This window comes from Flaviflexus sp. (genome assembly GCF_052087705.1).
Taxonomy (GTDB): domain Bacteria; phylum Actinomycetota; class Actinomycetes; order Actinomycetales; family Actinomycetaceae; genus Flaviflexus; species Flaviflexus ciconiae.
Window position 1 is genome coordinate 24,673 of sequence record NZ_JBQCYC010000005.1, and the last position, 21,902, is coordinate 46,574.

General features: G+C 57.8%; 20 protein-coding genes and 2 tRNA genes. 5 read left to right on the forward strand and 17 right to left on the reverse strand.

Annotated elements, in window-relative coordinates; genetic code table 11:
* Complete coding sequence (thiD, locus tag ACTHUY_RS03985; RefSeq protein WP_441654061.1) at positions 1-798, forward strand: bifunctional hydroxymethylpyrimidine kinase/phosphomethylpyrimidine kinase; 798 nt, start codon at positions 1-3, stop codon at positions 796-798.
* The gene (locus tag ACTHUY_RS03990) at positions 782-1,369 is read left to right on the forward strand and encodes a YdcF family protein (protein ID WP_441677732.1); all 588 of its coding nucleotides are present in this window, start codon (positions 782-784) and stop codon (positions 1,367-1,369) included. The genes thiD and ACTHUY_RS03990 overlap by 17 nt, the downstream gene beginning before the upstream one ends.
* Before the next feature lie 131 nt (positions 1,370-1,500).
* On the opposite strand, the gene dnaB is transcribed toward ACTHUY_RS03990, so the two are convergent.
* Positions 1,501-2,847: a replicative DNA helicase gene (gene dnaB / locus ACTHUY_RS03995; RefSeq protein ID WP_441677734.1), complete on the reverse strand. Its 1,347-nt coding sequence runs from the start codon at positions 2,845-2,847 to the stop codon at positions 1,501-1,503.
* A 316-nt stretch (positions 2,848-3,163) separates the two neighbouring features.
* Between dnaB and ACTHUY_RS04000 the strand changes: the two genes are divergently transcribed.
* On the forward strand, positions 3,164-4,489 hold the full coding sequence (locus ACTHUY_RS04000; protein ID WP_441677735.1) for an MATE family efflux transporter: 1,326 nt from the start codon (positions 3,164-3,166) through the stop codon (positions 4,487-4,489).
* 309 nt (positions 4,490-4,798) lie between these two features.
* On the opposite strand, the gene ACTHUY_RS04005 is transcribed toward ACTHUY_RS04000, so the two are convergent.
* On the reverse strand, positions 4,799-5,485 hold the full coding sequence (locus ACTHUY_RS04005) for a rhomboid family intramembrane serine protease (RefSeq protein WP_441654057.1): 687 nt from the start codon (positions 5,483-5,485) through the stop codon (positions 4,799-4,801).
* Positions 5,482-6,003, reverse strand: coding sequence for a peptidylprolyl isomerase (locus tag ACTHUY_RS04010; protein WP_126704354.1), 522 nt, complete (start codon positions 6,001-6,003; stop codon positions 5,482-5,484). The genes ACTHUY_RS04005 and ACTHUY_RS04010 overlap by 4 nt, the downstream gene beginning before the upstream one ends.
* A 169-nt stretch (positions 6,004-6,172) precedes the next feature.
* Here ACTHUY_RS04010 and ACTHUY_RS04015 point away from each other — a divergent pair, with 169 nt between their 5' ends.
* Positions 6,173-6,946 carry a hypothetical protein gene (locus ACTHUY_RS04015; RefSeq protein WP_126704353.1) on the forward strand — a complete coding sequence of 258 codons (774 nt, stop codon included), beginning with the start codon at positions 6,173-6,175 and terminating at the stop codon, positions 6,944-6,946.
* A gap of 201 nt (positions 6,947-7,147) precedes the next feature.
* On the opposite strand, the gene ACTHUY_RS04020 is transcribed toward ACTHUY_RS04015, so the two are convergent.
* The 5 genes from ACTHUY_RS04020 to ACTHUY_RS04040 all read right to left on the reverse strand — a co-directional run bounded on the left by ACTHUY_RS04020 (position 7,148) and on the right by ACTHUY_RS04040 (position 11,017).
* Positions 7,148-8,053, reverse strand: coding sequence for a glycine betaine ABC transporter substrate-binding protein (locus ACTHUY_RS04020; RefSeq protein ID WP_441677738.1), 906 nt, complete (start codon positions 8,051-8,053; stop codon positions 7,148-7,150).
* Positions 8,050-8,739 (reverse strand): ABC transporter permease, encoded by a 690-nt coding sequence (locus tag ACTHUY_RS04025; protein WP_441654054.1) that lies wholly within the window; start codon positions 8,737-8,739, stop codon positions 8,050-8,052. The genes ACTHUY_RS04020 and ACTHUY_RS04025 overlap by 4 nt, the downstream gene beginning before the upstream one ends.
* On the reverse strand, positions 8,736-9,392 hold the full coding sequence (locus ACTHUY_RS04030) for an ABC transporter permease (RefSeq protein ID WP_441654053.1): 657 nt from the start codon (positions 9,390-9,392) through the stop codon (positions 8,736-8,738). The genes ACTHUY_RS04025 and ACTHUY_RS04030 overlap by 4 nt, the downstream gene beginning before the upstream one ends.
* The gene (locus ACTHUY_RS04035) at positions 9,389-10,201 is read right to left on the reverse strand and encodes an ABC transporter ATP-binding protein (RefSeq protein ID WP_441654052.1); all 813 of its coding nucleotides are present in this window, start codon (positions 10,199-10,201) and stop codon (positions 9,389-9,391) included. The genes ACTHUY_RS04030 and ACTHUY_RS04035 overlap by 4 nt, the downstream gene beginning before the upstream one ends.
* Positions 10,202-10,528: 327 nt before the next feature.
* On the reverse strand, positions 10,529-11,017 hold the full coding sequence (locus ACTHUY_RS04040; RefSeq protein WP_441654051.1) for a MarR family winged helix-turn-helix transcriptional regulator: 489 nt from the start codon (positions 11,015-11,017) through the stop codon (positions 10,529-10,531).
* Between the two features lie 141 nt (positions 11,018-11,158).
* Here ACTHUY_RS04040 and ACTHUY_RS04045 point away from each other — a divergent pair, with 141 nt between their 5' ends.
* Complete coding sequence (locus ACTHUY_RS04045; protein ID WP_441677739.1) at positions 11,159-12,100, forward strand: aldo/keto reductase; 942 nt, start codon at positions 11,159-11,161, stop codon at positions 12,098-12,100.
* 649 nt (positions 12,101-12,749) lie between these two features.
* Here the strand turns inward: ACTHUY_RS04045 and ACTHUY_RS04050 are convergent.
* From ACTHUY_RS04050 to dnaN, 9 genes are all read right to left on the reverse strand, one after another.
* Positions 12,750-12,822, reverse strand: a tRNA-Ala gene (locus tag ACTHUY_RS04050).
* The gene (locus ACTHUY_RS04055) at positions 12,823-12,948 is read right to left on the reverse strand and encodes a DLW-39 family protein (RefSeq protein WP_441654050.1); all 126 of its coding nucleotides are present in this window, start codon (positions 12,946-12,948) and stop codon (positions 12,823-12,825) included.
* 20 nt (positions 12,949-12,968) lie between these two features.
* Positions 12,969-13,042: transfer RNA gene (locus ACTHUY_RS04060), tRNA-Ile, on the reverse strand.
* A gap of 194 nt (positions 13,043-13,236) precedes the next feature.
* Entirely contained in the window at positions 13,237-13,704 is a 468-nt protein-coding gene (locus ACTHUY_RS04065; protein ID WP_441677741.1) for a DUF3566 domain-containing protein, read from the reverse strand.
* The gene (gene gyrA / locus ACTHUY_RS04070; protein WP_441677743.1) at positions 13,701-16,340 is read right to left on the reverse strand and encodes a DNA gyrase subunit A; all 2,640 of its coding nucleotides are present in this window, start codon (positions 16,338-16,340) and stop codon (positions 13,701-13,703) included. Before gyrA ends, ACTHUY_RS04065 begins: the two co-directional genes overlap by 4 nt.
* Before the next feature lie 15 nt (positions 16,341-16,355).
* A complete protein-coding gene (gyrB, locus tag ACTHUY_RS04075) occupies positions 16,356-18,416 on the reverse strand; it encodes a DNA topoisomerase (ATP-hydrolyzing) subunit B (RefSeq protein WP_441677745.1) in 2,061 nt (686 codons plus the stop codon).
* A gap of 161 nt (positions 18,417-18,577) precedes the next feature.
* Positions 18,578-19,171, reverse strand: a complete 594-nt coding sequence (locus ACTHUY_RS04080; protein WP_441654046.1) for a DUF721 domain-containing protein — start codon at positions 19,169-19,171, stop codon at positions 18,578-18,580.
* A complete protein-coding gene (gene recF / locus ACTHUY_RS04085; protein WP_441677747.1) occupies positions 19,161-20,354 on the reverse strand; it encodes a DNA replication/repair protein RecF in 1,194 nt (397 codons plus the stop codon). The genes ACTHUY_RS04080 and recF overlap by 11 nt, the downstream gene beginning before the upstream one ends.
* Positions 20,355-20,422: 68 nt before the next feature.
* Positions 20,423-21,562, reverse strand: a complete 1,140-nt coding sequence (gene dnaN / locus ACTHUY_RS04090; protein WP_126704343.1) for a DNA polymerase III subunit beta — start codon at positions 21,560-21,562, stop codon at positions 20,423-20,425.
* Between the last annotated feature and the right edge of the window lie 340 nt (positions 21,563-21,902).

The window sequence follows — 21,902 nt, forward strand, 5'->3', positions numbered from 1 at the left end:
ATGAATTTTGCATATACGATCGCCGGATCTGAGGCGAGCGGCGTTGCCGGCTTCCAGGTCGACATTCGCACGTTCCACGAACTGGGGGTCTTCGGGCTCGGCGCACTGACCTGTGTCGTGACCATGCACCCGGACGATGACTGGGGCCACAAGTTCACCCCGATGCCTCCCGAGCGAATTGCCGAACAGATCGCTGCGGCCACGGCCTCGTTCGATCTCGACACGGTGAAGATTGGTATGCTCGGCACAATCCCCACGATCGAGACAGTAGCTGAAGCACTGCGTAAGCAGCCGTGGAAGAACATCGTGGTCGACCCCGTCCTCATCTGCAAGGGGCAGGAAGCCGGCCAGGCATTCGACACCGATCAGGCACTCCGTACCGAGATTCTGTCGCAGGCAACGGTGACGACCCCGAACCACTTCGAGGCCCTCACCCTGTCAGGCATGGAATCCTTCGACAGCGTTGACGATCTCGTTGAGGCCGCGAAGCGTATCTCCGATCATGGCCCCCGCTCCGTTGTCGTTAAGGGCGGTATTGACTTCCCCGGTGATGATGCTGTCGACGTCCTCTGGGATGGCGAAGAGGCAACGATTTACCGGGCACCGAAGGTCGGCTCCTACCGTGTCAACGGTGCCGGATGTACGCTGGCGGCTGCGATCACCGCAGAGCTCGCAAAGGGCACGGAGATTCGCCAGGCAGTCCAGGTAGCCAAGGATGTAGTCACCGCCGGCATTGAGAACCGAATTGTCGCCCATCCTCCGTTCGACACGGTGTGGCAAGGTGCCTACCAGCACTGATCCAGTTATTGCTGTTCTCGGCAGCACGGTAGAGGGCGGGGCCCCCAGCCCCGCCCTTCGTCGTCGCCTAGACACGGCAGCGAACGAGTGGTTGGTGGCTCACCGTTCCGGGCTCCGCCCGCTCGCCATCTGCCTTGGTGGGATCGGCGGAAAAGGCATCCAGCCGGAGGCGCCGGTCATGGCCAACTACCTGGAATCACACGGAATTCCCCGTGCCGTCCTTGTTGAAGAGGCCTGGTCGCGGACCACGGAGGAGAATCTTCTCCACCTGCGGGCAATTCTCACCCACGACGGCTTTCCGGAGGCCTGGGCCGGACTCCCCGCTACCGATGTCCCCGATCCCCGCACCCTGGATCAGCGGACACTTCGACCGGGCAAACATGTCCCGCTGACGATCGTGACATCGCGCAGTCACCTCCCAAGAACAAAGCTTCTTGCAAAAGGGCTGGGTTTAGCAGTCCGCGGTATCCCCGCGCCGGAACCGGTCGCGTCCCTTTCTCTCCTCAGAGAAGCGGGAGCACTCATACTGTGGGGAGCAAGAACCGTTGGCCGGAAACTCACCAATTATTGAGACCCAGCTCAGGCAGAGCAGCCTCGAGCAAGCCAAAGATGTGCCCCCGAAATTGTCGGGGGCACATCTCAGTCTTTACTTCAGCATTGGACAGCTCAAAATCGCACGGTCATCGGGGTCGCACGGTCAGATTACTCAAGCTGGGACTCCATGAAGCGTGCGTAGTGGCCTTGGAAGGTCAGCATGATTGAGCCAACGGGACCCGCCCTGTGCTTGCCGACGATGACTTCACCTAGACCCGACGGTGATTCTTCTCGGGACTTATACATGTCTTCGCGATGGAGCAGGATAACAACGTCAGCGTCCTGCTCGAGCGATCCAGACTCACGAAGGTCAGAGACCATCGGCTTCTTTGTTTCTCGCTTCTCAGAGTCACGGTTCAGCTGAGCAACCGCGATGATCGGCACTCCGAGCTCCTTCGCAAGAAGCTTGATGGAACGTGAGAAGTCGGAGACTTCCTGCTGGCGGGATTCGACACTCTTCGCGCCCGAGGTGAGAAGCTGAAGGTAGTCGATAACGATGAGCTTGATATCGCTCTGCTGCTTGAGTCGGCGACATTTTGCCCGGATCTCCGCCATCGTGAGGTTCGGAGAGTCATCAACAATCAGCGGGGCCTTAGAGATTCTGTCGAGGCCCTTAACGACGCGCTGCCAGTCATCGGGGGTCATATTGCCCTTGATCATGCGGTCAAGGAAGACGCTGGACTCGGCCGCCAGCACGCGCATAGACAGTTCGGTCCTGTTCATTTCCAGCGAGAAGTAGACGACCGGCTGGTTGTGGTGAACCGCGGCTGCACGGCACACGTCCATCGCAAACGTTGACTTACCGGCACCAGGACGGGCCGCCACAATAATCATCTGACCCGGCCGGAAGCCGTTCAGCATGGCATCCACAGACGGGAAGCCCGACGAGATACCTTCGATCTCGCCGCCGCGGGACTCGTTGTGCTCCAGCGTTTGAACGAGGTCCTCGATAATGTCGCTCATGATCGCGTAGTCGCGGTTATCGTCCGAGTCAGTCATCGCATAGACCTCGGACTGGGCCATGTTGATGAGCTGGTCCACCTCGGCACCATCGGTTGAGTAGCCGAGCTGAACAATTCTCGTTCCCGCTTCGACAAGAGCACGCAACTGCGACTGCTCCCGCACGATTGATGCGTAATAGGAGGCGTTGGCGGCCGTGGGAACGCTTGCGACAAGCGAGTGCAGGTAGGGCAAGCCACCAACCCGCTCGAGCTCGCCACGACGCTTAAGCTCAGCACCGACAGTCACAGCATCGGCGGGCTCTCCGTCCCCAAAGAATTGCATGATGATCTCAAAGATCAGCGCATGCGAGGGACGATAGAAATCGTCCGGTTGCAGGATCTCCGTTACGTCCGCGACCGCATCCTTTGACAGCATCATGCCGCCAAGAACCGACATCTCAGCCTCAATATTCTGCGGCGGTGTGCGCTCGAAACCGCCTCCGGATTCTGTCATACCTCTCCTTTACCCTCTAGGTGGACTATACCGGTGGATGGAGATTCAACTGCTTGTGGATAACCTGTGGACAACTTCTTGTTTTCCGTGGAAACACGCCCGAAATACGGTGGATAACTTGTGGATAAACATCCGGGTTGTCCACAAAGTTCAGACTGCGTTAAATTACATCCTTGTAATTCCACGAGGATCTGGCGGGAATCTATCCCCAACCTTATCCACAGCTGTGGATAACTTAGAATTACGAGTTTATCCACAACACTCCATTCCTCGAGCTTTCCTCAAGTTCTACTTGAGGCGGGATTAGGGTGTGGAGGTGACCACAAGCCTCAATCGCCAGATCATCTCCCTGGCCCTGCCAACTCTTGCCACTCTTCTCGCCGAACCGACTCTGATCCTCGTAGATACAGCGCTTGTGGGAAGGCTGGGTGTGGATTCGCTTGCCGGGCTGTCGCTGGCCTCAACGATCCTGACGACCCTTGTCGGCATCTGCATCTTCCTGTCTTATGCGACAACAGCATCGACGGCACGGTACTTCGGTGCCGGGAAGCCGGAACGCGCCCTGCGGCTTGGCATGGATGGAATTTGGCTTGCGATTGGGCTTGGTGTTTTGCTCCACCTGACCCTTGTCTTCGGCGGAACCACCATTCTTGGATGGTTCGGGCCCGAGGAGGCGGTGCTTCACGAAGCACAAAGCTATCTTGCTGCTAGTGCCTGGGGTCTTCCGGGGATACTGACGGTCCTTGCGGCGACGGGAACTGTTCGCGGGATGCTGGACACTCGCACTCCCCTCGTGGTTGCCACACTTGGCGCTCTCGCCAATATTCCCCTTTCCTATGCCCTGATCTATCCCGCTGGCCTTGGGACCGCGGGAGCCGGCTACGGAACCGCAATCGCGCAGACCGGCATGGGAATTGCACTCGCCTGGGTTGTTATTCATTCAGCTCGGCGACACTCAGTCTCGCTTCTTCCTTCGGGGGCCGGTGTGCTCAAGTCCCTCAAGGACTCTATTCCGCTGATCATTCGCACGCTGTCGCTTCGCATCAGTATTCTCCTCACCATCACGGCGGCAACGGCTCTCGGAACCACGGCGCTTGCCGCACATCAGATCATCAATTCGATCTGGAACTTCGCGGCCTTCGGGCTCGATGCCCTGGCCATTGCCGCTCAGGCACTCGTGGGCCAAGCTCTCGGAGCTTCAGAGTCACAGCGAGTCCGGGACGTTCTTAACCGGTGCCTGTGGTGGGGTGTGGGAGCTGGTGCAGTTCTTGGTATTGGCCTTGCGGCCACCTCTTTCCTTATCCCCAGAGTCTTCACGGGATCCGATCTGGTCGTCAGCTGGGCTGGTTGGGGATTGATTGTCTGCGCCATCGGCCTCCCTATCGCAGCGATTGCCTACATGCTTGATGGCGTCCTGATCGGCGCCGGGGATACTCGGTACCTGGCCTGGATGATGATCCTCGCCCTTGCCCTGTACACACCCGTGCCACTTCTACTGGCCGGGCCCGGTGCGGATCTTGGCAGAATTGGCCTCATGCTGCTGTGGGGCGGATACGCGGGACTGTTCATGGGGATGCGGAGCCTGACGCTGTTCCTTCGCACGCGCGGAGACCGGTGGATAGTGCTCGGCGAGTCTCGGTGAAGTTCTCGTAAACAAAACCTGTCCCCAGGACGAAATCCAATTATCACATCAGAAACTTTCCCACAATTTGATCCACTGCTGTGGAGAAGCAGGAAGTTATCCACAGAAGTTACCCACAGGTGGATAACTACATCAATGTAGTTATCCGAGATTTCAACGATCGGGACGATGCGTGCCGTGGAAATAATCCCCAGATGTGTACAAACCTGTGGATAACTTTTTCCACGTGTGAAAAATTGTTCACAGTGAGATAAAGAAGAACCGCCCCGAAGGGCGGCTTTCAGGACTTAAGTCGTTATCCGGGCAGATTCATGTTGCGTAGATGTAGAAGGTTATGCCAGCCAGAACGAGTGCAACGAGGACCGTTGCCAGGACGTTTGCCCAGGTCCTCCGGGACTTCGTGTAGAGGTAACCGATGAGCAGGCCGGCGAGCAAACCACCGACATGGGACTGCCAGGAGATTCCGTCCACCACAAATCCGAGAATGAGGTTAATGCCCAGGAGGACGAGAAGGGGAGTCGTATCTCGCGACAGACCCTTTGAGAGCGCGAATAGGGCTCCGAAGAGGCCAAAGACAGCGCCGGAGGCTCCGACAACGAACGTTGCCCAGCTTGCCCCAGTCGGGTCCGCAAAGGCGAGCACTGCGACGTTCCCCGCTATCGCGGAAAGAACGTACAGGCAGGTGAATCGCCACCAGCCAAAGACGGGTTCGATCGCTTGGCCCACGAGCCACAGCGCATACATGTTGAAAATGAGGTGCCAGAAGTCCGCATGTAAGAATGCGGAGCCGAGGAACCTGTATGGCTGATCCTCACCCAACCACGGGGCAAAGATCAGGGTTGATTCAAGCTCAGACCAGAGCCGACCGCCACCGTAGACACCGATACACAGGACAATAATCCCGATCGTGACGTACGGGGTCGGTCTCTTAAGACGTCGGCGACGATCCGGATCCGGCGGTGGACCTGCCGGCACCGGATCCGGATACTCACTCATGCCGAGACGGAAATGGAGTTAATAACGACATCTTCGAGGGGACGATCCATGGGGTTCGTCGCCACGGCTGCGATCTCGTCAACAACCTTCTTCGAGGCATCATCAGCCACGCGGCCAAAGATGGTGTGCTTGCCCTGGAGCCAGGTGGTCGGGGCAACGGTGATGAAGAACTGGGAGCCGTTCGTGCCGCGGCCGCCAACCTTGCCGGCGTTTGCCATGGCAAGAATGTAGGGCTCGGTGAACGAAAGCTCCGGGTGGATCTCGTCATCAAAGTTGTAGCCGGGGCCGCCGGTTCCGGTGCCAAGCGGGTCGCCGCCCTGGATCATGAAGCCGGGGATGATGCGGTGGAAGACCACTCCGTTGTAGAGGGGCTCCGAGGTGCGCTCACCCGTGGCCGGGTTCTGCCACTCGCGCTCACCCGTGGCAAGCTCGGTAAAGTTAGCGACCGTTGCCGGTGCGTGGTTGGGGTACAGTTCGACGACAATATCGCCATGGTTCGTATGCAGTGTTGCTTCCATGCTCCCTATCTTCGCACTAACCTTTGCCTTCGCCCAACAGCTTCCCGTCCGAGCCTCCATTCCTTGCGCCATCGGCGTATTTCGCAAAAGATGATTCTCAACCCAAGCGAACGTCCAGGATGGGAAGATAGACTTCGTAACGATCGTTTTATCCATATGGAGGTGTCGAATGTTCGGCAAGAAGAAGACCGCACCTGACCTGGCCAAGTCCCAGACCAGCGAGCTCGGAGATGTGCTCGGCCGCCAGGCTGGCGAATGGGCAAACCTGATTGGCTCCCGTGCAGGCACTTTCGGTGAGAGTGCAAAGCATCTCGCCGAAAAGGCAACCACCGAGGCCAACGTTTATGCACACAAGGCCGGTAAGCAGGCGAAGCAGTACGCAGACCAGGGCGCAAAGTGGGCCGCTCCCCACATTGAGTCCGCATCCCGTAAGGCCCAGGAGCTCACGGAGACTGCAGTGGACCGCTGGGAGCACGATGTTCGGCCCCGCGTCCAGGCCGCCGCTGATGCTGCCCGCGAAGAGGCCGGCAAGGATTCCAGCCTCAAGGACAAGGCCGTAGCCGTGTCCGGGGCGACCTCGAAGGCCCTGCAGACTCCGCCCCCGGCTCCGAAGAAGAAGAGCCGTAAGTTCGGCTGGCTCGTCGTTGGCGCTGCCACTGCCGGTATTGGCTACTTCATTTGGAAGCGCAACCAGCCGATTGAGGACCCGTGGGCAGAGGCGTACTGGGAGGACATCGCCGCTGAGGACGCTGCCGCTCAGGCCGTAGCATCGGGCGAGAAGGCAACGGTTGATCCGCTTGCTGACGCACAGGCACAGGTTGCCGACCCGGTGGTTGACGAGAAGGTGGACAAGCCGTCGCTCAACGAGGCTGAGGCTGCCGAGCAGGCTGGCCTCGCCCAGTCTGACAAGGATTCCGACCTCGGTAAGCCGGACACCAAGTAGTCCATTCTGGGTGCTATCCGCATTGGGTAGTGTCCACGCGGGGTAATCCCCGCTGAGATTGGCTGAGGGTCCAGGAGCATTTGCTTCTGGACCCTCAGTTTTTGTGTCAAAAGTAGTTTTACTTGCGCCGGGTTTTCGCCCGGTCCTTATTCAGAGGACATCGGCGTTAGCCCCGGCTGGGATTGCGCTTACGGAAGGACTTTACTCAACAAGACCCTCTTCGGTGAGCCAGTCGGAGGCGATAGTCTCGGCAGGAAGCTGTTCTTCCGCCGATCGGATATTGAGGGCAACAAGGTCCTCGGGCTCCATGGCGGCACTGATGCTGTTAATGATTTCCTCAGCCTGTTCATCGATGTTCTCCGAGGCAAGCGGAACAACATGCGATGCGAGGAAGAGGCTCTGCGGGTCTTCAAGAACGACCAGTTCAGGATCCGCAATGCGCGGGTCGGCGGTGTAGATAATCGCCATCTGAATATCGTTGTCCTTGAGGGCATTGACGGTTAGCTGTCCACCACCGTCTTCGATGGGAGTGAACCCAACTTCAACGTCGTATACCTCGAGGAGACCCTGCGGTCCGTTCGGGCGGGTTTCGAGCTCCGAGTTCGCTCCGACTGTGATCTGCGTGTCGACGTTCTTGAGATCGTCGAGACTTTCCAGTCCCCATTCTTCTGCGAATTCAGCCGTGACGACATAGGCATCCTGGTCGGTTGCCGGTGAGTACTCCAGGACGCGGACTCCCTCGGGAGCAGTGTCAACGAGCTCGTCGTAGACAGCATCAGCCTCCCGGACCTCGGTCTCACCCTCCCAGTACCGCAACAGCGGTCCCGTGTATTCGGGGAACAGGTCAATGCTTCCATCTTCGATCTCGGGAACGTAGGCTTCGCGCTGGCCGATGCGGTAGTCACGTTCCACCTCGTATCCTTCGGCTTCGAGGGCCTGGGCGTAGATTTCAGCGATAATCTCGTTGGAGTAGTAGTCCTGGGAGCCGATAACGATCGCTTCACCGCTTCCCCCATTCCCTCCGTTGTCTTCGCTGAGCGGATCGTCGTTCGAACAGGCCGCCAAGCCCAAGCCCGCTACGGCGAGTAGTGCGATTGTGCGTTTCATGGTGTTCCCTTCGTGGCCGCCCGTGCGGCCGGATATGAGAGGTGGCGAGACGTCCGGTGGACGAACGCAAGAACAATTTCGAGAATGATGGCAAGGGCCGTGACAAGGAGTGCACCGCCAAGCATCGGCGAATAATCGCCGCCCTTGAGACCGGAGAACACAAATCTGCCAAGCCCGTAATCCGACACGTAGGCCGCAAGGGTGGCTGTCGCAACGACCTGAAGGGTTGCTGCCCTTATTCCACCAACGATGACCGGGGCCGCGATTGGGAGCTCAACCTTGCGAATGATCTGGCCTTCGCTCATGCCAACCGCGCGAGCAGCGTCAACGGTCAAAGCATCGACCGATTCAATCCCCGAGTAGGCACCGGCTAGCAGAGAGGGGATCGCGAGAACAACGAGGGTAACGATCGGTGCCTCGAGGCCAATACCCACCCAGATACCAACGAGAGTAAGAAGACCGAGCGAGGGAATTGCCCTCATCGCACCAGCAAAGCTAATGACGAAAGCTTTACCACGGCGGGTGTGGCCGATAGCGATGCCGGCGGGGATGGCCAGGAGGCCTGCGATCAGAATGACAAGAAGGGTGACACCGACGTGCTCGAGGAGACGTTGGGGAATACTTCCGTCCCCCGACCAGCGGCTGGGGTCGGAGAGCCAGGCAAAAGTGTCGTCAATGATGTTCACGCGCCCACCCCCTTTGGTGCCGCTGCATGGACCCACGGGGTGAGTAGCCGTCCGATCAGCTGAACGATGCCGTCGAGAAGAAGAGCAACGGCAACGGTAAGAACGATACCTGTGATGACCTCGGCGGGAATACCCCGCTGGAATCCATCGGTGAAGAGGCTACCCAGATTCGATATACCAACAAGCGCACCGATGGTTGTCAGTCCGACGGTGCTGACTGTGACAACCCGAATGCCTGAGATGATGACGGGCGTTGCCAGCGGCAAGTCCACCTTCCACAGCATCTGCCGTTTTGAGTACCCGATCGCCATGGCGCTTTCACGGACACTGCGATCGACTGCTGCAAAACCATCGGCCGCGCTACGCACGAGGAGCGCCACACCGTAGGCAATAAGGGCGATGATGATGGTTGTGGCGGACCGCAAGCTGGTAGAGAAGATCACCGGGATGATGATGAGCATGGGAAGTGCCGGGATGGCATACAGGAGGGTGGAGGCGGACAGGACCGGCCCGCCAACGCGCGGGAACCTGTATGCGAATCTGCCTATCGGTATAGCAATAAGCGTGGCAATGATGATTGCCGGAACGGCAATGCTGAGGTGCACGAGCAGGAGCTCGAGGACGTTTCGCCAGGAGTGGGACAGCCAGGTCACTGTTGCAGAATCCCGGCCGGACGACCATCGCCATCGAAAATAAGGCGCTGCCCGTTAATCTCTTCGATCGTGAACTGTCGTTCCGCACGATCTGCGCCAATGAATTGGCGAACATACTGATCCTTCGGCGATGACAGGATCTCTTCGGGCGTCCCGGACTGGACGATCTCCCCGCCCTTGGCCAGAAGAACAACATCGTGACCCACGTTGAAGGCTTCATCGACGTCGTGGGTCACGAGGATAACGGTCTTCCCCAGCTCGGTTTGGAGGCGGCGCAGTTCGACCTGGAGTTCCTTTCGCACGATCGGGTCAACCGCCCCAAACGGCTCATCCATGAGTAGTACCTTGGGATCTGCAGCCAACGCCCTTGCTACGCCAACTCGTTGCTGCTGGCCACCGGAGAGCTGGGCCGGATATCTCTTCCCCATCCCAACTTCGAGTCCAACTCGTTCAAGCAGTTCCTCAGCGGCCCTTCGGGCCTTCTTCTTCGGTTCACCGTTCAGAAGGGGAACGGTTGCGACGTTGTCGATGATGGTGCGGTGCGGTAGAAGCCCGCCCGCCTGCAACACGTAACCAATCGAGCGTCGCAGTTGCACTCTATCAACGTCAGAAACGTTACGACCATCAACCCAGACGGATCCGCTGGTTGGCTCCACCATGCGGTTGACCATCCGAAGGAGCGTCGTCTTACCCGAGCCAGAGGCGCCAACAAGCGCAACAATCCGGCCCTCTCGAACCTCGTAAGAGAAGTTCTCAACCGCTGTTGTGCCATCCGGGTATGTTTTTCCTACTTCTTGGAACCGGATCATGTGCTGTCCTCACTTGGTCGACGCCAGTGCCAGCCATTTTATCGATTTAGAAAGATATCAGTGTACTTTACCTCACTAAAGGAAGATATGTTACAAAATCTTGACTTAGCGGCGTGCCCCTGCGGGTCGAAGGTTTGCATGCACCTCGGGGAGAAACTCGTCCCATACCGCGCGTTGTTATTCCTCACCTCGGGAGCCAGAATTTCCGCATGATAGTAAACGCTGTCATAACATCATCAAATTGGACGGGTCGGGACATCCGCCCATTTCGCACGCGTATTCTCTTGGAGCAGCAAGTAAAGCTCCAGCATGATCCCGCGCGGATGCTCAATCGTTTTGAGGGGGCTTGCGTGCCGGTGCGACAGCATTAGCGATGATCAATGAGGTCTCCCGGAGTGCGGCAATCTGCTCGTCGTCAAGCAGGTCAAAAATCACCGATCGCACCGTGGCAACGTGCGCAGGAGCCGAATCGGTGACCTTATTCCAGCCCTCTTCGGTCAGCGAACCAATTGTTGCTCGCCGATCTGTCGGATCGGGCTTGCGCTCCACCCATCCTGCCTTCTCCATCCGGGAGATCACCCGCGACAGGTGCGAAAGCGTCATGTTCGTATTCTTCGCCAGTTCGCTGAGGCGAATTTGTCGATCAGGAGCTTCAGAGATCTGCGAAAGTGCGTGGTATTCAGCGAGGCTCAGTCCCGCATCTTTCTCGAGCTGAGCATCGAGGCGCACGGGCAGCCAGGTCATGAGCGCCCACAGGGAACGCCATGCCTCGTCTTCATTTTCGGCAAGCCACTGGGCCTGATTGCTGTCTGCCATGCCCCCATTCTACGCAAAACAGTTTCCATAACAAGCATATACTTGACACGGCAAATAATTTCTTCTATGGTTGGTTCTAGAGGAAAACATTAAGCCTTGCCATTCAAGTTTTGTCCATACAAACATGGCCAGGAGGACTCTGTGACCACCATTCCCCGCACCAATATCGATATCTTCCCAATCAACCTTGGCGGCAACACTTTCGGGTGGACGTCCGATCGCGAACAGAGCTTCGCGGTTCTTGACACATTTGTTGAGGCCGGCGGTAACTTCATCGACACCGCCGACTCGCACTCGGAGTGGTCGGAGACCAGCCCCGGAGGCACCTCGGAGACAATTCTTGGTGAATGGATGAAGGAACGTGGCAACCGCGACAAGGTCATCATCGCCACGAAGGTTGGCGTCCTTTCCACACGCAGGGGCCTCGGCCGCGAAAACGTTGAAGCAGCGCTCGACGACTCCCTTGCTCGCCTCCAAACCGATTACATCGATATCTACTATGCGCACTATGACGACGAGACCGTCTCCATTGAGGACCAGGTCAAGCACGCACACGAGCTCGTCCAGTCCGGCCGTGTTCGCCACATCGCCCTCTCGAACTACACCGGCGAGCGCATGAAGGAATGGTTCGAGGTCGCTACCCGCGAGGGCCTGACCCTTCCGGTTGCTATCCAGCCCGCTTACAACCTCATTAACGGCAAGAACTTCGAAGAGGACTTCGCCCCGATCGCTCGCGAATGCGATGCGGCAGTTTTCTCATACTTCTCCCTCGCTTCCGGTGTTCTCACCGGCAAGTACCGCACCCGGGAGGATTTCGAGGGTAAGGCCCGTGCAATCTTCGCAACGGATCTCCTGACCGACGATGCTCTCAAGGTCATTGATGCACTCGTTGAGGTTGCAGACGCACACTCGGCAGAGCCCACGTCCGTTGCTCTAGCCTGGCTTCTGGCACGCGGTGTGACTGCTCCGATTGTCTCCGCGTCCACCCCCGAGCAGCTGCCCGCAATCGTTGCAGCCAAGGACCTAAAGCTCACCGAGGCAGAGCTCGAGAAGCTTGATTCCGTCTCGAAGGTCTTCGCCTAACGAGATCTAGTACACCAGTCCTATAAAGAGGTTCCATGAGGCCGCCCCCAATGATCGGGGTCGGCCTCCTTTTCATTACTATCTAAACTCCCTCACCCACGGACATCGAATGCCCGGCGACAGAAGGTGCCTCCTTGAGCAGTGCCGATCTGACCGCAATCTGTAGTATCGGGTTGGCAATCAAAAATGTCTGACTAAGGTGACCTGCACAGTTTGCTTAGTGTCCCGATTCTACGGTTCTCCATCAACCGATTATTGCCGGTCTCCCTCATCCTGAAAGTCACGGTGGAACTCACGTCTTGTTACGAATGTGGGACATTCTGGTAATGACACCGAAACCTTTATCGCCGCACGCAACGAGCTGACGGGCGCTATTTCTGCGGTAACGACACCTAAGACTCAGATTTATTGATCTGGAGCCGCGCGCAAATGCCGACTTGGTGCCCCAGTTTTCAGCTGAATCCATTGCGTATAGACACCCTCGAAGAATGACAAGTGCCGAAGGATGTTATACCCAGACTCTGCTTGGTCCGACCCAGGTCCAGTGGTGTGTCAAAGTGTCTGACTAAATGAGCCAGGTCAACATTCGGAGAAGGCGGATGTTCTTGTGGGAAAAGTAAAACGCGGCACTGTCGTGCCGCGTTCCTTGTGGAGCCACGGGGACTCGAACCCCGAACCCTCTGCTTGCAAAGCAGATGCGCTACCAATTGCGCCATAGCCCCTTAGATTGCCGGTGTTGGATCAGCAACCTGTTCCCATACTGCCTGATTAGCACGGTCCGCCGCAATCTTTAGCCACGTGACGTAGCCGATACCGGCTGCCACTGCGATGACGACGAACTTCTTCATGTTAACCAATCAGTAGGGTGTGGGCCTAGCTGGACTCGAACCAGCGACCTCTTCCTTATCAGGGAAGCGCTCTAACCGACTGAGCTATAGGCCCCTGTTACCTCGCGGTAACGTGCCAAATCAGGTTATCTCACGGCATGCCACGATACAAAACTGTCCGACAGTGAGGATGAATACATCCCTGAACTGTCTCGTGGCCACCAGGATGAATTCAACTGGTGGCCACGGCACTAACGTTATCTTAACGTAATGTTTACGGTTTTGCGAAATCCGCTAGTTCCCCGGCGTTTACTCGTCGGTAATGGTGATGTGAACGCCACCGACGAGCATGGAAGTGAGGTTGTAGAGGAGCGCGATGATCCCACCCAGCAGGGTGAACAACACAACATCGATAACCGCGACGATAATCGAGAAGGATACGACTCGGCCGAACTCCAGGTACTGCATGAGCTCGAGGAGCGGCTCGGAACCGAGAGTTTCCAGCAGGTCCCTGATTGAGGCAAAGACGTTCATTGAATCAAGAACGTTCCACAGGACCACCGACGAAATGACAATCATGACCCCCATGCCGACCGCAAGAAGGAACGAGATCTTCAGTGCCGACCAGGGATCGATCCTTGAGATCGTCATGTGTGCGCGTCGGATCCCCCGGCCGCTCGGCTTCGTCGTTGCCTGCGGCGTACGCTGCTCGGGGGCCGGGGACTGGTGTTGTCCGGCGACCTGCGACGATTGCTGCTGGCTCGTCTGCTCACTCATGACTCAATATCCTCATCGGTCGACTGATCTAGAGTAGACACTACATCGCCCGCGTCCTCAGCTTCGGTAGAAGTCACCGGATTTTCATCTCCTGGCAGTACTTCACCATTTTCGCCCTCAGGTGTTTCACCGGTGGGCGGTGTTTCAGCTTCGACGAGCTCTTCTTCAGCCTCCACATTGCCGGCAATGGCAACGATGCGATCTGTCGAATCGGGGCGAGCAAACATGACACCCTGCGTATTACGGCCAGTGAGGGAGACCTCGGAGACGGCGGAACGAACAATCTTGCCCGAACTCATGATGACGAGGACCTCATCGGTGGGCTCCGTGATGAGGGCGCCAACCAGGTCGCCACGTTCCTCAACAAGGTTCGCAACCTTGATGCCGAGGCCGCCACGGCCTTGCCTGCGGTACTGGGAGACGCTGGTCCGCTTGGCGAAACCGCCTTCGGTCACGACAAAGACTTCGGAATCGTCGCGGACAATATCCATCGACAGTAGCGAGTCATCATCGCGGAACTTCATGCCTGTCACACCCGAGGTTGCGCGCCCCATGGGGCGGAGCGTCTCGTCGGTTGCCGTGAACCGTAGGGACTGACCCTTCTTCGACACGAGGAGAATGTCATCGCCCTCGTTGACGAGGCGAGCAGCCACCACCTGGTCGGTGGAACCGTCAACGTGTTCGCGAAGCTTAATGGCGATTAGGCCGCCGGTTCGCGGTGAATCGTAGTCGGTAAGGCGCGTCTTCTTGACGAGACCATCAGCCGTTGCCAGAACGAGGTATTCCGCATCCTGATAGGACGGGAAGCTAATCGCCGACACAATGTTTTCCCCGGGCTGGAAAGCAAGGAGGTTAGCGACGTGCTGGCCCTTTGAATCGCGGCCACCCTCGGGCAGCTCATATCCCTTGGTCCGGTAGACCCTACCGAGGTTGGTGAAGAACAGGTGCCAGTCGTGGGTGGAGGCAACCGCAAACCGATCGACAACGTCATCGCCGCGCAGGGATGCCCCCCTAATGCCCTTACCTCCCCGATGCTGGGCTCGGTATTCCGAGACCTTCGTTCGCTTGGCAAAGCCACCGCGGGTGATCGTGACGACGACATCCTCTTCGGGAATGAGGTCCTCGACCGACATCTCACCATCGAACGGCAGAATCTTCGTGCGCCTATCATCACCGTGCTTATCGGTAATTTCCGTGAGTTCCTCGGAAACGATTGAGCGCTGACGTTCGGGCCTGGCAAGAATGTCCTCGTAATCAATAACCTCGGCCTCGGCCTTGGCGTAGTCGTCGAGGATCTTCTGCCTCTCCATGGCAGCCAGACGGCGCAGCTGGAGCGACAGAATAGCGTTAGCCTGCTCGGCATCAATGTCGAGGAGCTCGATGAGGGCCTCGCGAGCAGCGTCGGCCGTGGGTGAGCGCCTGATCAGTGCAATAACCTCGTCAAGGTTGTCGAGCGCCTTGAGGTAGCCGGTGAGGATATGGAGCAGTTCCCGGGCCTTGTCGAGGCGGAACTGCGTGCGTCGCTGAATGACGATGATCTGGTGGTTGACCCAGTGTCGGATGAAGCCATCGAGCGACAGGGTACGCGGCACACCGTCAACAAGTGCCAGCATGTTTGCCGGGAAGTTGTTCTGGAGCTGCGTGTGCTTGTACAGGTTGTTGAGAACGACCTTCGCAACCGCGTCCCTCTTGAGAACAATGACGATGCGCTGGCCGGCGCGACCCGATGTTTCATCGCGAATATCGGCGATTCCGGGGAGCTTGCCGTCCTTGATGCCCTCGACCATTTTCTCCAGCAGCCGGTCGGGGTTGACCTGGTAGGGGAGGTCGGTGACAACGAGGCACTGGCGTCCGTTAATTTCATCAACTTCGACGACAGCGCGCTGGGTAATGGAGCCGCGGCCGGTCCGGTAGGTTTCTTCAATCCCCTTCTTGCCAAGAATCGTGGCACCGGTCGGGAAGTCAGGGCCGCTAATGCGCTTCATGAGCTCCTCGAGGAGCTCTTCCTTTGTAACGTCGGGGTTCTCGAGGAACCACTGGGCGCCGGAGGCAACTTCGCGCAGGTTGTGCGGCGGGATTCTTGTCGCCATGCCGACCGCAATACCCTCGGACCCGTTGACCAGGAGGTTCGGGAAGCGTGCCGTGAGGACCATCGGCTCCATAAGTGAACCGTCGTAGTTTGGCTCGAAATCAACCGTGTTCTGGTCGATATCGCGAACCATTTCAACGGCCAGAGGAGCCATTCTGGCCTCCGTGTACCTGGGAGCTGCCGCCCCCAGGTCGCCAGCCGTACCAAAGTTACCCTGCCCAGCAACAAGCGGATAACGCATCGACCAGGGCTGGACGAGGCGGACCATCGTGTCATAGATCGCGCTGTCACCGTGGGGGTGATAGTGGCCCATGACGTCGCCGACGATCTTCGCTGATTTGGAGAACGACGAGGTGGGACGATATCCGCCGTCCCACATGGCGTAAACGACGCGGCGGTGGACAGGCTTCAGGCCGTCCCTCACGTCGGGCAGTGCACGACCCACAATGACGGACATGGAGTAGTCCAAGTAGGACTTTTCCATTTCCCTTTGGAGGTCGACCTCGACTATTTCCCCGTGGTTGTATATTCCGGTATCTTCGCTCACAACTTGCCTTACATCTTAAATATCGAGGAAACGCACATCGTGCGCATTGCGCTGGATGAAGCTTCGGCGAGATTCGACATCTTCGCCCATGAGAATCGAGAAAGTCTCATCCGTGGCAGCGGCCTCGCCAATCTCCACCTGCTTGAGTGTTCTCGTCTCTGGATCCATCGTGGTTTCCCACAGCTCCTGGTCATTCATTTCACCCAGGCCCTTGTAGCGCTGGATAGCGCCGACGGTCTTATCCTTCGGGAGCCGCTTACCTGCTGCCTTGCCTGCCTCAAGAAGCTCGTCGCGCTCCATGTCGGAGAACACGTAGTCGTGTGGAGCATTCGTCCACTTGATCCGGTACAGAGGAGGCATTGCCAGGTAAATGTGGCCTTCCTCAACGAGAGGACGCATGTACCGGTACACGAGCGTCAGGAGCAGAGTTGCGATGTGCTGACCATCGACATCGGCATCCGCCATGAAAACAATCTTGTGGTAACGGAGCTTGCTGATGTCGAATTCGTCCCCGATGCCGGTGCCAAACGCGGTAATCAGCGACTGAATCGTGTCCGATGAGAGTGCGCGATCCAGTCGTGCCTTCTCAACGTTGAGGATCTTTCCTCGAATCGGCATAATCGCCTGATGTGCGGGGTCACGACCGTTCACTGCCGAGCCACCGGCCGAGTCACCCTCGACAATAAAGATCTCGGAATCAACGGGATTACGTGACGTGCAGTCCTTAAGCTTGCCCGGCATCGAAGCAGATTCGAGAACGGACTTTCGCCTCGTGGCCTCGCGGGCCTTCCTCGCTGCCAAACGAGCCTGGTAGGCCTGCGTCGACTTGCGGACAATGTCCCTTGCCTCGGAAGGATGCGAATCGAACCAGTCGGTCAGGTGCTGGTAGGTCTGCTGCTGGACGAAGGTTCGTGCCTCGGTATTACCAAGTTTCGTCTTCGTCTGGCCTTCGAACTGGGGCTCACCAAGCTTCACGGAGATGACTGCCGTGAGTCCCTCGCGTACGTCCTCGCCCGTGAGGTTCGGATCCTTTTCCTTCAGGAGGCCCTTCTCGCGAGCGTACTTGTTGATGACCGTGGTCAAAGCGGAACGGAAGCCCTCTTCGTGGGTACCACCCTCCGTCGTATTGATCGTGTTGGCAAAGGTATGGATTGCCTCGGAGTACCCGTTTGTCCACTGCATCGCGATCTCGAGCGAGATCTGCTTGTCATTGTCCTCTGACTCGAGGTAGATCGGGTCGGGGTGAACGAGGTCAACCTTCTTCATCTGGTTGAGGTGCTTCACGTAGTCAAGAAGACCACCCTCGTAGCGGTACGAGATCTGCCGGTGACCCTGCACCGGATCATTCGACGTACCCTCATCGTCACCGGTGACCTCGTCACCTTCGGCGATCGCCTCGGGCCGATTGTCGGTCAGCGTGATCCGCAGTCCCTTGTTTAGGAATGCCATCTGGTGGAACCGGCGACGTAGCGTCTCAAAATCAAAATCAAGCGTCTCGAAAATGTCGCCATTGGCCCAAAAGATCTGCGTTGTACCTGTCTCGTCGGTCGGTTCACCCGCGGTCAGCGGCTGATCGGTAACACCATTCCGGTACGAGATCGACCAGTTCTTACCGTCGCGCTTCACCTTTGTTTCCATGCGCGTCGACAGGGCGTTCACAACGGAGACACCCACGCCGTGCAGACCACCCGATACGGCGTAGCCGCCGTTACCGAACTTACCGCCGGCGTGCAGCACCGTCATAACAACTTCAACGGCTGGCTTGCCTTCTGTGGGATGCATGGCAACGGGAATGCCACGACCGTTGTCCTCAACCTGGACTCCACCGTCTTCAAGAAGCGTGATCTTGATGTGGTCGCAGTATCCTGCAAGCGCTTCGTCGACAGAGTTGTCGACAACTTCGTAAACGAGGTGGTGCAGACCCCGTTCGCCGGTTGAGCCGATATACATGCCCGGGCGCTTGCGGACAGCCTCTAGACCTTCGAGAACTGTAATATTCGCAGCGTCGTAGGCCTGATTTTCATCGACCGTTCCGGGGCGTCGAGCATGCTCCTCGTTTGGGCGTTCGTCATCCACGTGCAGGATTCTCCTTCATTGACTGATCGCAGACCCCCACCGTTCAGAAACATGCCTAGAACGGCTCCTGTAGGCCTGGACCCTAAAACAGGTAGGTATACCTAGTTTTAGGACTCATCCCATTCTAGCGCGATTTAACGTTTTCGCCTATTTCAAATCTCTTAATCGTAAGTATCTCTCACGCCCCTGCCCTGGACGGAGAACAGTCCCCGCTTCCAAGACACCTGGGGCTGATTCTTAATGACGATCGATTCGACAACATCCTCACCCACGTGATCGACAATTGCCTTCTCAATCAGGGGAATCATGGATCGTAAGTTCACGGCCCAGGCCGTCGACGAGGTCATGATTGTCAGGACCCCTTCTTCAAAACTGTCGAGAGCGGCATGCTTCGATACCGTTTTACCGACAATCTTCGCCCAGTCGGTACGGAGTTTTGCCACCTGTAGCTGGCGGGACCAACCTGACCCCTTCACAAATGCGTTGAGCGATTCCCCGATCGGACGCGGATCCCGCCAGGATGGTCGCGGTCCGGAGCCAACATCGCCCCAGCCCGGCCCTGGAGTTTGAACGGCAAGTTTACGGGGAATCAGTGATTCGTCTCGTCGGGCACCCTTTCCGGCAAAGGGCTTGGGTTTGCCCACTCGGCGGTAGCCGTGACGTTCCTGCATCTGCCGCGCCCACTCAAGCGCATGAAGGCACACATCATCGCCCGTCTCCGCCCGGTTTTTCGCCCGTGCTTCCTCAGACTTCATCGGCTTCCACCTTGCCGTCATGCACCCGGAACCTTGCCCCGGATAGTTCCTTGGGAACATCATCACCCACGGCAGCCGTAATAAACACCTGTTCCGACTCACGCACCATCTGCGCGAGAGCGGTACGCCGCTTCGAATCGAGCTCGGCAAAAACATCGTCGAGAATCAAGACGGGGTCCGACTCTTCGGAACGCAGCAGCTGCCACTGGGCAAGACGCAGGGATAGCGCATACGACCAGGTTTCCCCGTGGGACGCAAAACCCTTCGCTGGTAGAGTTCCGAGCCCCAGCTGAAGATCGTCACGATGGGGGCCGACAAGGTTAACTCCCCTGTCGATCTCCCGGTCCTTCACCTGACCAATCTCTGCAAGCAAGCGATCCCTGACCTCGTCAGAGCGCAGGAGGGACTTTTCAATCTCGGTCATCGCCCCGTACCCGTCCCGCTCCAGATCCTGAGCAGCGGGAATGTTCTTCGATGCCTCGTCAACTCGCGCCTGATAGGTCACATGCGGAACACCGCGGTTGGGTGCAATCTGCTGATATGCCTCACCAACATGGGGCCGCAGGGTCCGAACAATGTCCACCCGGTCGGCAATAATCTGCGCCCCGAGCTCGGCGAGCCTCTCATCCCAGACCGCGAAACTGACCTCGTCGATGGGCTGACCGCGTCGACGAGCAACCTTGGATGCCTTGAGGAGCGCGGTGCGGTGCTTCAGAACCTTGTCGTATTCGGAGCGTATCCCCGCCATCCGAGGCATCTGCTGCACCGCAATATCATCGAGGAGCCGGCGCCGCACACCGGGATCTCCAGTGACGAGCTGCAGGTCTTCCGGGGCAAAAACAACCGCTTTGAAAATGCCGAGTAGCTCTCGGGGCTTCACATTGCCGCGGTTAAGCCGGGCTCGGTTTGCTCGTCCAGAGAGTATCTCGATCTCGAGCATCGTCTCGTGATCACCATCGTGCACCTTGGCACGGACGACGGCGGCCGCCCCGCCCTGACGTACCAGAGCACTATCGGCAGCTACTCGATGCGATCCGAAAGTTGCAAGATAGGCGATTGCCTCAACAAGATTTGTCTTGCCGTGCCCGTTTTCACCAACAAAGACCGTGGTCCCCGGAGTGAATTCGAGAACGGCACTCTCGTAGGAACGGAAGTCATTGAGCGCAAGATTGGAAATCCACACGCTAACAACTCTTCCTTTCCATAACCGGAGTCCGCCTCATGGCGGACTCCGTCGACCTATCTGTCACCCTAGTTCACGCCGAATGCCCGAATCGGCATGAGCAGAACGCGGAAGTCCAGAGAGTCGTCACCCCCGAGCTCTTCCTGGGCGGAAACCACGGCGGGCTTGCTGGCATGAGTAAACGAAATACGAACGTAGTCGGATGTCGTCACGGCGAGAGCATCCTGCAGGTACGACGGGTTGAACGCCATCGCGATATCTTCGCCATTCAGCGATGCCTGGAGAACTTCCTTCGCCTGCGCAGAGTCGCCACCCTGGCCTGCCTCGACCGTGACCTGGCCTTCGGTGAACGAAAGGCGCACAGCTGCGTTGCGCTCGACGACGATGCGGGAGCGCTTGATTGCCTCGAGCAGCTCGGTGCGGGAAACGACAGCGTAACCGTTGATTTCCTTCGGGAATAGTGAACGAACCTGCGGGTAGTCACCGTCGATGAGGCGCGAGGTGTTCTCCCGGCCCACGGACTCAAAACCGATCATCTTGGCGTTGCCCACCTCATCGAGAGTGAGTGAGATCTGGCCAGCGGAGCCGTAGGACTTCGCGATGTCAGACAGACGGGAAGCCTTGACGAGAATGCGATCGGAAACGTCAGTCTTGGCGGGGGACCAGGTGAGCTCTCGAACCGCGAGACGGTACCGGTCTGTTGCCATCAGGGTGATGTTTTCGCCGTCAATCTCGACGCAGACGGAGACGAGCAACGGGAGGGTTTCATCGTGCGAAGCTGCGGACGATACCTGGGTGACAGCTTCTAGCCATTCCGCTCCGTCAACTGTTCCGATGACGTCGGGCGTATCCGGCAGGGCCGGGTACTCGTCGAGAGCCATGGAGTGGAGAGAGAAGCGGGCGTTACCACAAACAACCTCAAGCTTCGTACCGTCCAGTGTCAGATCGACCGGGCGGTTGGGAAGCGCGCGACAAATGTCGGCCAGGATGCGTCCGTTGACGAGACATTCACCCGGAGTATCAACGCTTGCCTCGGCTTCGACAAGTGCCGTCGTCTCGGGATCGTATGCGGAGACACGTAAAACACCCTCGCCGTCTGCAACGAGCTTGATGCCCGCGAGAACGGGGATTGCCGGACGGCTCGGAATTGTCTTGGCTGCCCATGTGACAGCATCCGCAAGCACGTCGCGCTCGACCCTCAGTTCCACCCTAGAGTCCTTCCTCTGAAAGCTTGTAACTACGCTTACCTTACGCGACTTAACCGGGCTTTGCGTCCGCGCTAGCAATAATCCGGGAAGCAATCGCGTGAGCCATTTTCAGCCACTGTTACTTCGTAGTTTTATCTCTTAGTTAATAGGCAGTAGCAGTAGTAGGGCTTGTGGATTCTGTGGAAATGACACTTTTCCGCGATATTCTTCGACTTTGTCCTGTGGATAGAGATGTGGGCCCAGCTGTGGATAAATGGGGCCTCCTGTGGATTGAGCCATTTCGATGAAAAATTCTTCCACAGTTTCGCGAAGTTATCCACAAAATTTGGCTAGTTATCCC

Excerpts from the sequence above, each read along its gene's own strand:
- ACTHUY_RS04010 (WP_126704354.1), bottom strand. The coding sequence starts at position 6,003 with ATGGAAGCAACACTGCATACGAACCATGGCGATATTGTCGTCGAACTG.
- ACTHUY_RS04055 (WP_441654050.1), bottom strand. The coding sequence starts at position 12,948 with ATGAAGAAGTTCGTCGTCATCGCAGTGGCAGCCGGTATCGGCTACGTC.
- ACTHUY_RS04035 (WP_441654052.1), bottom strand. The coding sequence starts at position 10,201 with ATGATCCGGTTCCAAGAAGTAGGAAAAACATACCCGGATGGCACAACA.
- ACTHUY_RS04080 (WP_441654046.1), bottom strand. The coding sequence starts at position 19,171 with ATGAAGTCTGAGGAAGCACGGGCGAAAAACCGGGCGGAGACGGGCGAT.
- ACTHUY_RS04005 (WP_441654057.1), bottom strand. The coding sequence starts at position 5,485 with ATGAGTGAGTATCCGGATCCGGTGCCGGCAGGTCCACCGCCGGATCCG.
- ACTHUY_RS04020 (WP_441677738.1), bottom strand. The coding sequence starts at position 8,053 with ATGAAACGCACAATCGCACTACTCGCCGTAGCGGGCTTGGGCTTGGCG.
- thiD (WP_441654061.1), top strand. The coding sequence starts at position 1 with ATGAATTTTGCATATACGATCGCCGGATCTGAGGCGAGCGGCGTTGCC.
- ACTHUY_RS04015 (WP_126704353.1), top strand. The coding sequence starts at position 6,173 with ATGTTCGGCAAGAAGAAGACCGCACCTGACCTGGCCAAGTCCCAGACC.
- ACTHUY_RS04040 (WP_441654051.1), bottom strand. The coding sequence starts at position 11,017 with ATGGCAGACAGCAATCAGGCCCAGTGGCTTGCCGAAAATGAAGACGAG.
- dnaB (WP_441677734.1), bottom strand. The coding sequence starts at position 2,847 with ATGACAGAATCCGGAGGCGGTTTCGAGCGCACACCGCCGCAGAATATT.
- ACTHUY_RS04065 (WP_441677741.1), bottom strand. The coding sequence starts at position 13,704 with ATGAGTGAGCAGACGAGCCAGCAGCAATCGTCGCAGGTCGCCGGACAA.